Origin of the sequence: Pseudomonas sp. F3-2 (genome assembly GCF_038804275.1) — a bacterium.
GTDB lineage: Bacteria > Pseudomonadota > Gammaproteobacteria > Pseudomonadales > Pseudomonadaceae > Aquipseudomonas.
Genome location: NZ_CP152388.1, coordinates 1,080,605 through 1,095,743, shown reverse-complemented (window position 1 = coordinate 1,095,743; position 15,139 = coordinate 1,080,605). Strand labels below are relative to the sequence as shown.

At 61.1% G+C, this 15,139-nt stretch carries 12 protein-coding genes; 6 read left to right on the top strand and 6 right to left on the bottom strand.

Annotation, left to right across the window (positions count from 1 at the left end):
• Positions 1–193: 193 nt before the first annotated feature.
• The 3 genes from AAGQ88_RS05015 to AAGQ88_RS05005 form a co-directional block, all read right to left on the bottom strand.
• Positions 194–778 carry a DJ-1/PfpI family protein gene (locus AAGQ88_RS05015; RefSeq protein WP_285423140.1) on the bottom strand — a complete coding sequence of 195 codons (585 nt, stop codon included), beginning with the start codon at positions 776–778 and terminating at the stop codon, positions 194–196.
• 109 nt (positions 779–887) lie between these two features.
• Complete coding sequence (locus AAGQ88_RS05010) at positions 888–1,223, bottom strand: amidase (protein ID WP_342654587.1); 336 nt, start codon at positions 1,221–1,223, stop codon at positions 888–890.
• Positions 1,220–2,323, bottom strand: a complete 1,104-nt coding sequence (locus AAGQ88_RS05005) for a serine hydrolase (protein WP_342654586.1) — start codon at positions 2,321–2,323, stop codon at positions 1,220–1,222. Before AAGQ88_RS05005 ends, AAGQ88_RS05010 begins: the two co-directional genes overlap by 4 nt.
• Positions 2,324–2,563: 240 nt before the next feature.
• Here AAGQ88_RS05005 and olsB point away from each other — a divergent pair, with 240 nt between their 5' ends.
• A complete protein-coding gene (olsB, locus tag AAGQ88_RS05000; RefSeq protein ID WP_342654585.1) occupies positions 2,564–3,319 on the top strand; it encodes an L-ornithine N(alpha)-acyltransferase in 756 nt (251 codons plus the stop codon).
• Complete coding sequence (locus tag AAGQ88_RS04995) at positions 3,319–4,107, top strand: lysophospholipid acyltransferase family protein (protein ID WP_342654584.1); 789 nt, start codon at positions 3,319–3,321, stop codon at positions 4,105–4,107. The genes olsB and AAGQ88_RS04995 overlap by 1 nt, the downstream gene beginning before the upstream one ends.
• Here AAGQ88_RS04995 and AAGQ88_RS04990 read toward each other — a convergent pair.
• Positions 4,068–4,664, bottom strand: coding sequence for an ACP phosphodiesterase (locus AAGQ88_RS04990; RefSeq protein WP_342654583.1), 597 nt, complete (start codon positions 4,662–4,664; stop codon positions 4,068–4,070). The genes AAGQ88_RS04995 and AAGQ88_RS04990 overlap by 40 nt on opposite strands.
• A gap of 473 nt (positions 4,665–5,137) precedes the next feature.
• On the opposite strand from AAGQ88_RS04990, the gene AAGQ88_RS04985 reads away from it, so the two are divergent.
• From AAGQ88_RS04985 to AAGQ88_RS04970, 4 genes are all read left to right on the top strand, one after another.
• Entirely contained in the window at positions 5,138–10,156 is a 5,019-nt protein-coding gene (locus AAGQ88_RS04985; RefSeq protein ID WP_342654582.1) for an RHS repeat-associated core domain-containing protein, read from the top strand.
• A gap of 156 nt (positions 10,157–10,312) precedes the next feature.
• A complete protein-coding gene (locus AAGQ88_RS04980) occupies positions 10,313–10,615 on the top strand; it encodes a helix-turn-helix transcriptional regulator (RefSeq protein WP_285423134.1) in 303 nt (100 codons plus the stop codon).
• A 35-nt stretch (positions 10,616–10,650) separates the two neighbouring features.
• A complete protein-coding gene (locus AAGQ88_RS04975) occupies positions 10,651–11,817 on the top strand; it encodes an MFS transporter (protein WP_285423133.1) in 1,167 nt (388 codons plus the stop codon).
• A 52-nt stretch (positions 11,818–11,869) separates the two neighbouring features.
• Positions 11,870–12,919: an alkene reductase gene (locus AAGQ88_RS04970; RefSeq protein WP_285423132.1), complete on the top strand. Its 1,050-nt coding sequence runs from the start codon at positions 11,870–11,872 to the stop codon at positions 12,917–12,919.
• A gap of 254 nt (positions 12,920–13,173) precedes the next feature.
• On the opposite strand, the gene AAGQ88_RS04965 is transcribed toward AAGQ88_RS04970, so the two are convergent.
• Positions 13,174–14,034, bottom strand: a complete 861-nt coding sequence (locus tag AAGQ88_RS04965) for an ATPase (protein ID WP_285423131.1) — start codon at positions 14,032–14,034, stop codon at positions 13,174–13,176.
• A 68-nt stretch (positions 14,035–14,102) separates the two neighbouring features.
• Positions 14,103–15,101 carry an NAD-dependent epimerase/dehydratase family protein gene (locus AAGQ88_RS04960; protein WP_342654581.1) on the bottom strand — a complete coding sequence of 333 codons (999 nt, stop codon included), beginning with the start codon at positions 15,099–15,101 and terminating at the stop codon, positions 14,103–14,105.
• Between the last annotated feature and the right edge of the window lie 38 nt (positions 15,102–15,139).

The following is a 15,139-nucleotide window of genomic DNA, read 5'->3' as shown; positions in this document are numbered from 1 at the left end:
CAAAGCGTGCCGACAGGGCGAACGAGGAAGGACAGCGAGTGAGCATGCAAACTCCGGGCGGGCGATTGAGGCAACCTTATCCGCCTGTCTGACCGCTGGCAAACCGCAACGTTCTGTGAGCCGGAGGCCGAATTCAACCGGCCCTGCCGCATCCTCTTGTCGACCGCCCTGCTGATCGGTCAGACGTCAGCCTTCAAAGAATGATCTGCGTGCCGAGCACCTTGAGAAACGCTGCCAGCCACGCAGGATGCGCAGGCCATGCCGGGCCGGTCACCAGATTGCCGTCGGTGTGCGCCTCGTCCATCGCGATCTCGACATATTCGCCACCGGCCAGCCGGACTTCCGGCGCGCACGCAGGATACGCGCTCAACGACTTGCCTTTGAGCAGCCCGGTCTCGGCCAGTAACTGCGGCCCATGACACACCGCTGCAATCGGCTTGTCATCACGACCGAATTCGCGCACCAGTTCCAGCACCCGTTGATTCAGGCGCAGGTATTCCGGAGAACGTCCGCCCGGCACCAACAGCGCGTCGTAGTCGGACGACTTCACGCTGTCGAAATCGAAGTTGAGGCCAAAGTTGTGGCCGCGTTTTTCGCTGTACGTCTGATCGCCCTCGAAGTCGTGAATGGCCGTGCGAATCACGTCGCCTTTCTTCTTGCCCGGGCACACTGCATGCACCGTGTGACCGACCATTTGCAGAGCCTGAAACGGCACCATCACTTCGTAGTCCTCGACGTAATCGCCCACCAGCATGAGAATTTTCTTCGCCGCCATCATCCATCCTCCAGTGTCATTGCGCCGTTAGCAGGCGCTGCCCGTGTTCGTCGGGTAACAGACTAGTACTACAGAACTGGCAGAGCTCAGGTGTCAGACATATGGAAAACGCTTACGGCGTTGCAGGCTCCAGTCGACAGCCCTCACGCGCGCCGAGCCACTGGGCGCGGCTCTCACGCCCCATCCCGTTGGCGATGATGCGCTTGCTGGCGGCGTCCTCGATCAACGAACTCGGCAGCCATTGCTTCACGTAGCGCTGACAGTACTCAGCCGGGTTGTCCATGACATAGCGGCACGAGCAATACTCCTTGGCGGTGTAGGCGCTGATGATCCCGGGAAAGGCCTGTAGCTCAACGCGCCAGACCCACATTAACGCGCACAGAAGCAGCAGGATCAGGATGCAGACGGTGCTGAACGGACGCCGCCGGACAAAACTGCGCGAACTCATTGCGTGCCCTCCTCGGCCACTGCTTTCAAGGCCCGTTTGAGCAATTGATTGTGTGCGTAAGTCCCGTCACGATCATCGCCGTAACGCACGATCACCAGCCCTGCGCTCGGGATGACATACAGCGCCTGACCCCAGTGGCCGAGTCCGGCAAAGGTGTCGGTCGGTGCGTCCGGCCAGGGTCCGGGCTTGCCGTCGGCGGTCTTGTTCAGCCACCAGTGACCACCCGGCGCCTCATCCACCGGCGTCCCGGATTTGAACGGGGTGAGGTTGAAATCAACCCAGGCCACAGGCAGCAACTGCCGCTCGTGCCAGCGTCCGCCGCGTTGCATCAGCAAGCCGATCCGCGCCAGATCCCGAGCGGTCATGTAGGCATAAGACGAACCCACGAACGTGCCCGTGGCATCGGTTTCCCACGTCGCGCTCGTGATGCACAGCGGATCGAACAGCGCCGTCCACGGATAACCGGCGTATTGCGTTTCGCCGACCATGCCTCTGAGCGCGGCGGCGAGCACCGTGCTGTCGCCACTGGAATAGCGATAGGCGGTGCCAGGCGCGCTGGCAACGCTGTGCCCGGCGGTGAAGCGCGCCATGTCGTCGCGACCCCGCGTGTAGAGCATCGCCACCACGGAGGAGTTGAGCGGCGCGTATTCGTAATCCTCTTGCCAGTCCAGGCCGGAGGCCCAGTGCAGCAAGTCTTGAATCCGGACCCCGGGATGCGCGCTGAATGGCGCATAGAAGCGCATCACCGGATCATCGAGCGTGAACCGTCCTTCGCCGAACGCCACACCCAACACGGTTGCCAGCACGCTTTTGCTGATCGACCAGATCAGATGCGGCGTCTGGGCCCGAGTGACCCCGGCATAGCGTTCGTAGACCACTTCACCGTTGCGAATGATCAGCAGCGCATCGGTGCGAACACCTTTGCGCTCTTCCTCGTCGCGAGGCGGGAAGGCGTAGGTTTCAAGGTCGTTCAGCGCAGGCGAAGGCTGCAAGGGGCGCGCCTGCCATCGCGCATCGGGCCAGGTTTCAGCGCGGGCCGGGGCGTCGATCAACGACAGCACCACGACCAGCGCACAACAGATAAACAAGCCACGGCTCATGGAAGGACCTCGGACGAAAGCTGCAGGCAACCCTAGCAGCGATTCATGACAGCCTCTGGACGAGCCCGCGCGTGAATCCCCCCAGACAAGTCGCGTATCCGCTGCGTTTCCCCTGTCACGCAACCATCACCAAAGCTTAACGGTGATGACATCGGCCCTCCCTAGCCTGCATTCGTACAGCAATGCTTTCGAATAATCAGTCGACCGGCCTGGACCAGGGCTGGCCCACGGAGACGCCACATGACTCAGATCGCCAGTATTCGAGACACCCGCTCCGAACGCCGCCTGCAGGCTGAACGCCTGGTCGGCATCAAAGCCCTGCAGGAAGCACAGGCCTTGCGCTTCAGCGTTTTCAGTGGCGAATTCAACGCCAGACTCAAAGGCGCCGAGCTGGGCCTGGATATCGATGATTACGATGTGCACTGCATGCACATCGGCGTGCGCGACCTGAGCACCGGTCGACTGGTGGCCACGACCCGACTGCTGGACCACAAGGCTGCCAGCACGCTGGGCCGCTTTTACAGCGAAGAAGAATTCAGCCTGCATGGCCTCGGTCATCTGCAGGGGCCGATTCTGGAACTGGGCCGCACCTGCGTCGACGCCGCCTACCGCAACGGCGGGACCATCGCTGTGCTGTGGAGTGAGCTGGCAGAAATCCTCAACGAAGGCGGCTACAGCTACCTGATGGGCTGCGCGAGCATTCCGATGCAGGACGGCGGCATTCAGGCCCATGCAATCATGCAGCGCCTGCGCGAGCGTTATCTGAGCACCGAGCACCTGCGCGCCGAACCCAAGAAGCCTCTGCCCACCCTCGACCTGCCAGGCAACGTGATCTGCGAAATGCCGCCGTTGCTCAAAGCCTACATGCGCCTGGGCGCCAAGATCTGCGGCGAGCCTTGCTGGGACGAGGACTTCCAGGTCGCTGACGTCTTCATCCTGCTCAAGCGTGACGAACTGTGCCCGCGCTACGCCCGCCACTTCAAGGCTGCAGTGTGATGAGCACCCTGCGCAGCCATGCGCGCGTCATCCGTGTGCTGTGGGTCATCGCTCTGGGCCTGACCATCGCCGGCGCGTTCACGCTGATGGAGCGCCTGCGCATCGGCAATTCCATGGCCCGCCGCCAGCGCTGGACGAGTTGGTTCATGGCGCGTCTGAGCGCCGCGTTGCCATTTCGCGTGACGGTGAGTGGCAAATTGCCGAGCCAGCCGACGCTGTGGGTCAGCAACCACGTGTCGTGGACCGACATCCCGCTGCTGGGCATGCTCGCGCCCCTGTCCTTTTTGTCCAAGGCCGAAGTGCGCACCTGGCCGGTCGCGGGATGGCTGGCGCTCAAAGCCGGCACGTTGTTCATCCGCCGGGGTTCGGGCGACAGCAAGCTGATCCAGAAGCAGATCGGGCAGCATCTTCTGGGCCAACATTCGCTGGTGATTTTCCCGGAAGGCACCACCACCGATGGCCGCAGCCTGCGCACCTTTCATGGTCGCCTGCTGTCCAGCGCCATCGAGACAGGCGTCCCGTTGCAACCGGTGGCGATCAAGTACGTGCGCGCCGGCAAGCCAGACCCGATCGCGCCGTTCATTGGCGACGATGACCTGCTCTCGCATCTGCGTCGGCTGTTCGCCAATGAGGTGAGTGAGGTGCATATCCAGTTGCTGCCGACCATTGCCTCGCAAGGCAAGGAACGCGCGGCGCTTGCGTTCGAAGCGCAGCAGGCAGTGCAGGTCGCGTTGTTCGGCGAAGTGGATCAGCCAGCCGATGTTCGCCCGGCCGCGAGAGCCGCTTGAGCGAAGCGTTGCACCTGTGGATAGAACGCAGTGAAATCTTCGCTCAATGGCCGATAAAGCGCCTGCAGCTCCTGCATGGCGCCGGCCAGTCCTTCAGGGCGCGATAACCGGCGCGAAATCCCGGCGAGCGCATCGCCCACCACCTCAAAATCCTGGTACGAACCCAACCAGTCCTGAGCGGCCATGCGCGGCGCAATCCTCGCCAGACGCTCAGGCAACTCGGGTTCGTTCGCCAGCACGCGGTAGACCTTGTCGGTGAACGCATCCAGCGGCACATCCGAATACTGAGGCCAGTCCCGCGCCAGGCAGTGATCGAAAAACACATCCAGCACGATGCCGGCGTAGCGCCTGCGCTCGGCAGGGAACCGCCCCATCGCCTGTCTGATCAGCGGATGCGAATCGGTGAATGCGTCGATGCTGCGGTGCAGGCGGATCGCCGTTTCGATCTCGGCCGGGAAACGCCCAGGCAACAGCCCTTTCACAAAGTCGCCGTACAGACTGCCCAACAGCTGCGCAGGGCGGTCGCCACCCAGGTGGAGATGTGCGAGGTAATTCATGGGAGTCTTCGTCTGCCGCTCAACGGCTCAAGGTATCCAGTGGCGAAACTAGCCCGGCCCGTGGTGTATGACAAGCCGACGTGTGCCAGACCTTGGAAAAATGCTGTCGCTTGAGCGCCAACGCGATCAATCATTTCGCGATAAGCGCTATCGCGGCGGGGATTAATTTATCGCGGCGGGTTATAACGCGCGATGAGATGTGCAATCAACTCACGCAACTTTCCTTCCTTATCAATAAGCAACACGTCCGTTAGTCACACCAGGAATATCAAGTACTCAGAATTGAAGAGTGAATTTCCGGGCGCTAATGACCACCTTGAACTCGGCGCGAGATTTTCTATTCTTCAGACACCTATCAATACACCAGCCGGCGCGCCGCCGGCCTGACCAATCAACTGATAGCAACATTATTTCGTTGAGCGCCAGCCCACTTTATCTATCGACATTGCCAATCTAACAGGGAAGTTTTCATCATGCGTCCGGAAGAAGCAGAGCGCTCACGTCCACGACAACTTTCCGGTGGTATTCACACCCAGGCGATGAATTACCTGGGTGCGGTGCAATCGGCGGTCGATGCACGCACCGGACAGTTCAATCTGGCGATCAAACTGCCCGCGTTGCATGGCAATAACCTGGCCGGGCCTGTGCTCTCTACGGCGTTGTCTTTCAACATGATGGGGTCGACCCTGAATCAGGGATATGGCCTGGGTTGGTCCCTGCTGTTGTCAGAACTCGTGCTTGAGCCTGATGCCCCTTACTTGCTGCTGTCATCAGGTGAGCGGTTTGCAGTGGATTGGGAGGCGTCGGGTGACAAGAGCAAGTTGGTGTTTTCCGACAACAAGTTGCGCTCGATGGAGGTTGTGCGCATCAGCCCGACCAGCTACCAGATATCCGACAAATCCGGCGAAATACAGATCCTCACGCAGCCCGCTAACCGGAGCACTTATCTGTTGAGCGAACTACGCTCGCCTGAGGGACGACGGTTGTTCTTGAAATGGTCGCCAGCTGGCGCAGATGACAGTTGGTTGGACTCTATCTCCGACGAAAACCATACGTTGCTGAAAGTAGAGCGGCAAACGGGTGTGAAATTCGTGTTCGATCCACAGACCGAACATGCCTATGCCCTCGAACTGTCTTTGGCCAACGACAGGCTGGCGTCCGTCAAATTGCCGGAAACCTCGGAGCGCCACCGCTTTGTCTATGAATCCACTGCAGTGGGTTTTGGCCAAACCCTGCTGTTGCCCAAAGAAGTGAACGGGCCACTGGGCGCGCGGGACGCTGTCTTTTGGTCATCCCGCGAGAACAGCCACAAGCTACCGGAGGGAGCGCCTTTTGGCTGGCTGCCTCGTGTCACCACTTGGTCTCAGACCCCTGGGGACGATGACACTCGCGTTATTCATGAGTACGTCTGGAAGGGTACGGCGAATTTCCTCGGCTATGGCACCGATGCCGGGTATACCTGGGAACACGGCCGCGACAACCTTTATCAGGTCAATAAAGACTACCTGTACAGCGTCGAGGAAACCCTGAAAGACCACGAAGACACTGTACTGGCCGTCACCACCCGTACCTGGAACCGCTTTCACTTGCAGACCCTTGAGCAGACCGTCGTCGGCCAGTGCGAAACTCGCACGGACACCGAATACGGCGTCATCCCGGATGCCACATGGGAAATGCAGCCTGCGTACTGCCAGTTGCCGCATCTCGTCACCGTCACCTACATCGATCATGGAAAGGAGGCAGAGACCGGAGAAGGCACCGCGCGGCGCAGCGAGCGCAGCGAGCGCAGCGAATACAGCTACGACGATTACGGCAATGTCCTGCGTACCGAGTTGCCAACGGGCGTTGTAGAGTGCTCGGAGTACTATCCGGCCGACGGCAGCGCTCAGGGCTGTCCAAGAGATGCATCGGGCCAAGTGCGCTTTCTGAAGAAAAAAACGACCTTCCCTGCGCCGGCGATGGCTGACGTCGAAGCACCTACACTGTCGACATCATACGTTTATGAGGATCTGCCCTCGCTGATCCCTGGCGACCCTGCTCATTCAGTGGTCGTGCAGGAACAGTTAAGGGACGAATCTGTTGATCAGCTCATCGAAAGCACGGCACAGACGTACGTCACCGATGCAGCCAGCCCCCACTATGGTCAGATTGCCACGTCAATCACCACCCTCAACGGACTGGCGACCACCACACGGTACACCTACTCGATTCTCAAAGAGGGCTGGCTGCGTACGACCACCATCATCGAAGGCCACGACTACAGCACGTTCAATCTGGCTTCGCGCTCCGTGACCCACGAGGCCCGCTCGTTGACCACCGGTTTGATCAAGGAACAGACCAGCGCCGCCGGTGTGGTCACGCAGTATGAATATGATCTCCTGGGCAGGAACACACGGACACTCATCGCCGCCGACGGGGCATTCGAAGCCGAGCGCACGTGCAGTTATCACATCAACGATGAGGCCGTGGCGCAAAGACCGCCCGACATCATCAGCATTGCCTTCAAGGAAGAAACGGACGTCACCACCACGCGCAGACGCTCCTGGCTCGACGGCGCGGGCAGAGTGATTTGCGTGGAACATGAAGACAAGGACAACGCCCCCGGTACCTTTCGCGAAATCAGCCGCACGCGGTATGACCCGTTGGGCAGGGTCACCCGACATACCAGCACCGACTGGCTCCCAAATCCGGATGTTCCGGATTCATCTGCGCCCCTGACGCTCACTCGTGCGTTCACCTATGACGACTGGGGCAATGCCGCCACCGACACCGGGCCGGACGGCGTGACGCTGCACACGTGGAACGATCCGATCGGCCTGCAGGTTCAAACCTGGCGGCAGAGCGCGTCCGGCGTGGCTTCCAAAAGAGAGACCGCCATCAAGAATGTCGCCGGCAGCGCGGTGAAGACGCTTGTCCACGACGACGGCGGAGTGCTGCAACGCTGCACGCAGCTGATTCGTGACGGTCTGGACAGAATGATCGAACAGTCGACCGTCGTGGCGGATCAGCCCCCGTTCGTCACGCAGTATCGGTATGACGCGTATTCACGGATCATTGAAAAGACTTTCCCTGACGACACCCGCGTACGCTGGACCTACGCCCTGCACAGCGACGGCAACCACCCGCAATGTCTGGAAATGGATGAGGTCGGGACATTGGGCCGCCAGACGTTCGACGGCCTGGGTCGCCCGTTGACCATTGCAACAGGTGGCCGCGAGACGCAGCTGCGTTATGTGCCGAACCAGCTTCCCGCTTGCGCTCACAGGCTGCCAGACGGCAGCGAAATCGCTTATACCTACGAGCCGCAGCTGGAGAATCGCAAGCTGTCCGTTGCCCCCGCGGCGGAGACTGTCAGCCGTTTCACTTATGATCCGACACTGGGGTTTCCGACCTCTGCCAGCGGCGCGCTGGGTACGCAGGAGCTGGCTTACAAGGCGTCCGGCCAACCGCGCTCTCAGACCTGGACCGTCGATGGCCAGCAGCATGTCGCCAGCTGGCAACACTCGCTTAACGGGTTGCTGCTGCAATTCGACGACGAGGACGGCGCGACGCATCGTCGGTTCTACGATGCCTGCGGTCGGGTTCGCCAGGTGGTCGCCGGTGAGGTGACCATGGACGTCACCTACGACAGCCTGTCCCGACCCGACACTTACACGGCGCACGATGCCGCGACGGGCCGCACCCTCACACGCGCCCTGACTTACGACGGCATGGGGCGCGAACGCACCCGCACGTTCAGCACGACGCTCGATGGCTCGCTACGCGAGTGGACGCAAACGTTGGTCTGGTCGCCGCTCGATCAGTTGGTGCAGCGTCAGTGGCAGGACGCAGAGCAACGAGGCGAGGAGACGTTCGACTACGACAATCGCGACCGGCTGGTGCACTACACCGCCAACGACCAGGCGGCTCCTGTCGATCCGTTCGGTAATCGCATCGTCGAACAGACCTTCACGTTCAATGAGCTCAGTGGCTATGAACGGGTTTCCAGCCTGTTCCTCGACCATACGCGTGACGAGGCGGCGTTCAGCTATGCCACTGACGATCCTGCCCAGGTGCGTCACATCACGCACACCCACGCTTCCTGGCCCCAATCCATCGAGCTGACCCATGACGAGTGCGGTCGGTTGATCAGCGACACCCTGGGCCGGGTTTTGCATTGGGATGGCCAGGGCCGGCTGATAAAGGTCGATTACCGGAATCGCACGTGCGATTACCGCTACGACCCGCCGGGTCAGCTTTCCGATCGGGTTGTCGATGGCGCCCTGACCCGCAGTTTCTTCAACGACAACCAGCCCACTCATGAACGTGGCGATACCGGTACCTTGCGCCTGGCGGGCGATGGTCAGACCTTCTTTGCGCAGACTCGGCTGGCCGCGGGCGTGCGCCAAGGCACGACTCTGCTCGGTACAGACGCTCAGGGCAGCGTGCGTCTGGAAGCTGACGCAGACGTACGGACCCGCCACTACACCCCGCAGGGAGCCGATCCCGACAGTGAAGAGACCGGGCCTTTCGGTTTTGCGGGGGAGCGCAAGGAGGCCCTGACCGGTTGGTACATTCAAGGCGGCTATCGCCCTTACGATCCTGTGTTAATGAGCTTTTTGAGCCCCGACAGCGAGAGCCCCTTCGGCCGCGGGGGGTTGAACCCCTATGCCTACTGCGCGGGTGATCCCATTAACCGGATCGATCCTGATGGGCATGGCTGGATGACCTGGCTGTTCATCGGTATCACGACTGCAGCGGGCATCGCAGCGACTGTCGCCTCATTCGGCACCGCCAGCCTGGCCTTCGCAACCTTTGCAGCGTATGGATTGGGCGCCCTCACCGCCAGTGAAGTAGTGGCCATTGGTGCTGCAGCCTTAAGCGCTGTTTCACTTGCGTCCGGGGCTGCGGCCAGCGCAATGGAAGTATGGGGCAAGGACGACAAGACCGCCGACATCCTGGGCTGGATATCGTTTGGCACCGGCTTGGGCGAATGGGCAGCATCGTCTGCCAAAGTCGTGAAAATGGCGACCCGATTGAGCCGCTCGGCGGGACGCGCCGCCAACAAAATATTACGGCGAGGGACTATCTATCACGTACAACCCTTGCCTAAGGTCAACTGGCAGCAGAGTTATGCACAGGCCAGAGCTGCTAGCCACCGAGCAGTGAATCATGCCGCAAGGTGGCTACTGACCGAGGGCACGATCAGGGACGAACTCCTCGGCATGCTCATCAAAGAAATTGAATCCTATATCGAGGAAAGGCAGGCCAAAATGCAAGAACAGCGCGCCCAGGCTGCGAGCGACGTCGCCCCCCCGATCCGACCAAGACAGCTGCAGCTGCCGGAGCATCAAGCTGATCGTCCCGACCCTGAGCCCTACTCCGAGCGCGCAGGTCATTTCAAGCTCGATGACACAGGCACTGAAACTGATGCGCCTGGCGCAGGACGTTTCTTTTCCACAGATCAGGCTGCCTTCCTCATTGGCGGCAAATGGCGGTTGCTCCTGACCTGACTCGTCGAACATGGCGCAGGAGCCACCGCCCTATATCGTTATAACCCGATATAGCGATTCAGCCTTCGCTTAGCACCACTTCATATTTGTATATCGCGATAGACAGATATAAAGTTCGCTCCATCGCGATATATCGCTACACGACTTGAGAACGACATGCCTATCGACCTCGACGAAATAATAAAAGCCCTGGCGCACCCTGTTCGCCGCCAGATCCTCGTCTGGCTCAAAGACCCATATGCCTGCTTTCCGGATCAGGATCACTCGCTGGAAAACGGCGTGTGCGCCGGTCAGATCGATCAACGCGCCGGCCTGTCCCAGTCGACCGTCTCCTCGCATCTGGCAACGCTTCAGCGTGCCGGCCTGATCACCAGCAAGAAGTTCGGGCAGTGGCACTTTTTCAAACGCAACGAAGACGTCATTCAGGCGTTTTTGCAGGAACTGGCCGAGCAACTCTGAGCGGCCAGCTCAAACACAGACTTCAGGAGACGCACGTGCCCCTTTCACTACTCATTCTGGCCCTGAGCGCCTTCGCCATCGGGACGACCGAGTTCGTCATCATGGGCCTGCTGCCCGACGTCGCCTCGGACCTGGGCGTCAGCATTCCGGGCGCCGGCTGGCTGGTAACCGGCTATGCGCTGGGCGTAGCCATCGGCGCACCGTTCATGGCGATGGCCACCTCCAGGCTGCCGCGCAAGGCCGCTCTGGTCACGCTGATGGGCATTTTCATCATCGGCAATCTGCTCTGCGCCATCGCGTCGGACTACAACGTGCTGATGTTCGCCCGCGTGGTCACGGCGCTGTGCCATGGCGCGTTTTTCGGCATCGGCTCGGTGGTGGCGGCAGGTCTGGTCCCGGCCAATCGTCGCGCCTCAGCCGTGGCACTGATGTTCACCGGTCTGACCCTGGCCAACGTACTGGGCGTTCCGCTGGGCACCGCGCTGGGCCAGCAGGCCGGCTGGCGCTCGACCTTCTTCGCTGTGACGGTGATCGGTGTGATCGCCTTCATCGGCCTTATCCGTTTTCTGCCCACGCGACACGATGAAGAGAAACTCGACATGCGCGCCGAGCTGGGCGCACTCAAAGGCGCCGGCATCTGGCTGTCGTTGAGCATGACGGCACTGTTCGCCGCGTCGGTGTTCGCACTGTTCACCTACGTTGCGCCGCTGCTGGGCGAAGTCACCGGCGTATCGCCACGGGGCGTGACCTGGACCCTCATGCTGATTGGCCTGGGGCTGACCGTCGGCAACATCATCGGCGGCAAACTGGCGGATCGCCGTCTGGCTGCGACGCTGATCGGCGTGTTCATCACCATGGCGGTGGTCTCGACCCTCCTGAGCTGGACCAGCGTCACGCTGATCCCTGCCGAGGTCACGCTGTTCCTCTGGGCGGTGGCGTGCTTTGCCGCGGTGCCGGCCCTGCAGATCAACGTCGTGACCTTCGGCAAGGAAGCGCCCAACCTGGTATCGACCCTGAACATCGGCGCGTTCAACGTCGGCAACGCCCTTGGCGCATGGGTCGGCGGCAGCGTCATCGCCCACGGCTTCGGCCTCACCAGCGTGCCGCTGGCTGCCGGAGCTCTGGCGGTACTGGCGCTGCTGGTCACCCTGATCAATTTCCGTCAGCGCGGCGACGCCGAGCTGGCTGCTGTCACCCCATGAATTCGAACGACTGCGGATTCATCCACTACTGACTGCTTTGAGGATTTCCCCGATGGCAACAATTTTTGACCCGATCAAACTGGGCGACCTGGAACTGGCCAACCGCATCATCATGGCGCCGTTGACCCGCTGCCGTGCCGATGAAGGCCGAGTGCCCAACGCGATGATGGCCGAGTACTACGTGCAGCGCGCATCGGCCGGCCTGATCATCAGCGAAGCGACCTCCGTCACGCCGATGGGCGTGGGCTATCCGGATACGCCGGGCATCTGGTCCAACGATCAGGTGCGCGGCTGGGGCAATGTCACCAAAGCCGTGCACGCCGCTGGCGGCAAGATCGTCCTGCAACTGTGGCACGTCGGTCGGATTTCACACCCAAGCTACCTGAACGGCGAAGCTCCGGTGGCGCCAAGTGCCATCGCCGCCAAAGGCCACGTCAGCCTGGTTCGTCCGCTGGCTGACTATCCGACGCCACGTGCACTGGAGCTGGCCGAAATCGAAGACGTCGTCGACGCCTACCGGGTCGGTGCCGAGAACGCCAAGGCAGCGGGCTTCGACGGCGTTGAAATCCACGGCGCCAACGGTTATCTGCTCGACCAGTTCCTGCAGAGCAGCACCAACACGCGCACCGATGCCTACGGCGGCTCGCTGGAAAACCGCGCGCGTCTGTTGCTGGAAGTGACCGATGCAGTCGTTGAAGTCTGGGGCGCGGGTCGCGTGGGCGTGCATCTGGCCCCTCGCGCAGACGCACATGACATGGGCGACGACAACCTGGCCGAAACCTTTACCTACGTTGCGAGCGAGCTGGGCAAACGCGGCATCGCCTTCATCTGCGCACGTGAGCGTGAGCTCGATGACAGCCTGGCACCGCGTCTGAAACAGGCTTTTGGCGGCGCGTTCATTGCCAACGAAAAGTTCACCAAAGCAACCGCCAACGAGTGGCTTGCCAGCGGCAAGGCAGACGCTGTGGCGTTCGGCGTGCCGTTCATTGCCAACCCTGACCTGCCAGCGCGTCTGGCCAAAGATGCGCCGCTGAACGAGCCGCATCCCGAGACGTTCTACGCCAAGGGCGCCGAAGGCTATCTGGATTACCCGACGCTGTAAGGCTCCAGGTGGTGAAAGGGCTTGAGGGCTAACAAGGTTTCAGGTTGTTACTCTGATGCCCTTCGGGCCGCTCGCGAGCAAGCTCGCGCCCACATGGATTGGAATGTGCCATGGCCTGAGGAACCGAGCAGGTAGCTTTAGAGGCTGACCACTCGGTCCAACAGAATGGGGGTCGTTGCAAAAAATGTGGGTGCGAGCCTGCTCGCAATCAGGCGCGAAGGGCTTCGATGCAGCAATCCAAAGCCCGATTTAACCTACTGCGGCCGGGCGTTGATCTGCTGCGACAGCGTCTGAATCTGGCTCTGCAAAGTATTCAGGTTGCGCGTCATCTGCCCGCGGAATGCATCGAACTCCGCCGTACTCGCACCCGTGGAAGCGCCTGCCGCCGGACGATTGTCCTGCTCGCTCTTGAGCACGATCATGTCCTGCTCAAGACGCTCGATCGCCTGGCTGTTGTTGCTCTTCTTGAGAGTGGCCACGTCCGCGCTCAGGCTCTTGACCTCGTTGTCCAGACGATCCTGACCCGACTGCGCCGATTTGCTGTCTGCCACCGCCGCTTTCAAGGCGGCCAGTTCAGTCGTCACGGCTTTGAGCTGATCCTGCAACTGCTGATTGACCGCTTGCTGCTGAGCACTCTGCGTGCTGATCTGCTCCAGTCGTTTATCCAGCCCGCCCTGCAGACCGGCCACGCCCTGTTGCTGCTTGCTCTGGTCAGCCAACTGATCCTGCAGCTGCTTGATCTGAGCCTTGAGCGCTTCGCCGCCGCTGTTGGCAACCGATTCGGTCGCGACCACCTTTCCGGAAATATCCTGCAGCCTGCCAGCGGCTTCCTCACTGATGCGCGCGAAGCTTTCCTGCGTGGCGACCAATTGCTGCTCCATCAACGTCACCTGTTGAAAACTCCACCAGCCCAGGCCGCAGAACGCAATGAACAGCGCCCCGATCAAGGCCCACAAGGCGCCGGTACCGGGCGCTTTGACTTTGACGACCGGCGTGGTGCGCGAATACACGGTGGTGCGCTCGCGGGCACCGGCGTCGGGAAGGAAATCATCGTCATCATCTTTGGCACTGAGGCTTGGGACGTCATCGACGTCGTCATACGGATCTTTGCGCATGCGTTTCCCTTTGAAAAAACCGCTGAATCTGAATGGCAGGCAGTATAACCACGGATGCTGACAGCCGTTTACAGCGCCCCGCCGTGCTGCGCTTTCCACCAGCCGCAGAACTCATCGAGCGCGGTCCAGACGCTGACGTTGGGCTGGTAGTCCAGATAATACTGGGCGCGGCTGATATCAAGCGTGAAATCACGCGTCATCACCTGCATCCCCAGTCTGGACAGCGTCGGTTCAGGTCGGCCCGGCCACATCATGCACGCCGCCTCGTTCAGCGCCGCCACGCCATAGGCCAGGCCATAAGAGCGATAACGCGTGACCGGCGGCAATTGCATCTGGCGCATCACGTAATTGACCACATCCCAGATCGGCACCGGCGCGCCGTTGCTGATGTTGTACGCCTTGCCCAGCGCCGAACCGCTGGCGAGCAGGCTGCTGATCAAGGCTTCGTTGAGGTTCTGAATGCTGGTGAAATCGACCTTGTTCAACCCGTTGCCAATGATCGACAGGCGTTTCTTGCGCTGCATCTGCATCAGCCGCGGAAAAATGCTCGTGTCCCCGGCGCCGGTCACGAAGCGCGGGCGCAGCGCAATGACCTCCAGACCGAACTCTTCAGCGCCGAACACTTTCTGCTCAGCCAGATACTTGGTCGCGGCGTAATGATTGTTGAAGCGCTTGGGCACTTGTTCTTCGCGGATATTCAGGTGCGAACGGCCATCGAAATAAATCGACGGCGAGGACAGATGCACCAGCCGCCGCACGCGCTGTTTGAGGCAGGCCTCGACGACGTTTTCGGTGACCTGAACGTTGCCCTTATGAAAGTCCTGCCGACGCCCCCACGTGCCGACCGCCCCGGCGCAATGCACCACGGCTTCGACGTCGTCGCACAGTGCGTGAACCACGTCGGGATCGTTGAGATCGCCCTGAATGAATTCGGCTCCGCGCCGGACCAGATGCTCGACGCCTTCTGCGCGGCGGCCGTTGACCCGAACGCTCAACCCCTGCTCCAGGGCAAAACGCGCGAAGCGCCCGCCGATGAAGCCGCTTGCGCCGGTGACCAGAATCTTCATTTACCGCTCCGTTTGCTTACCGTGTTTCATGCATGAAT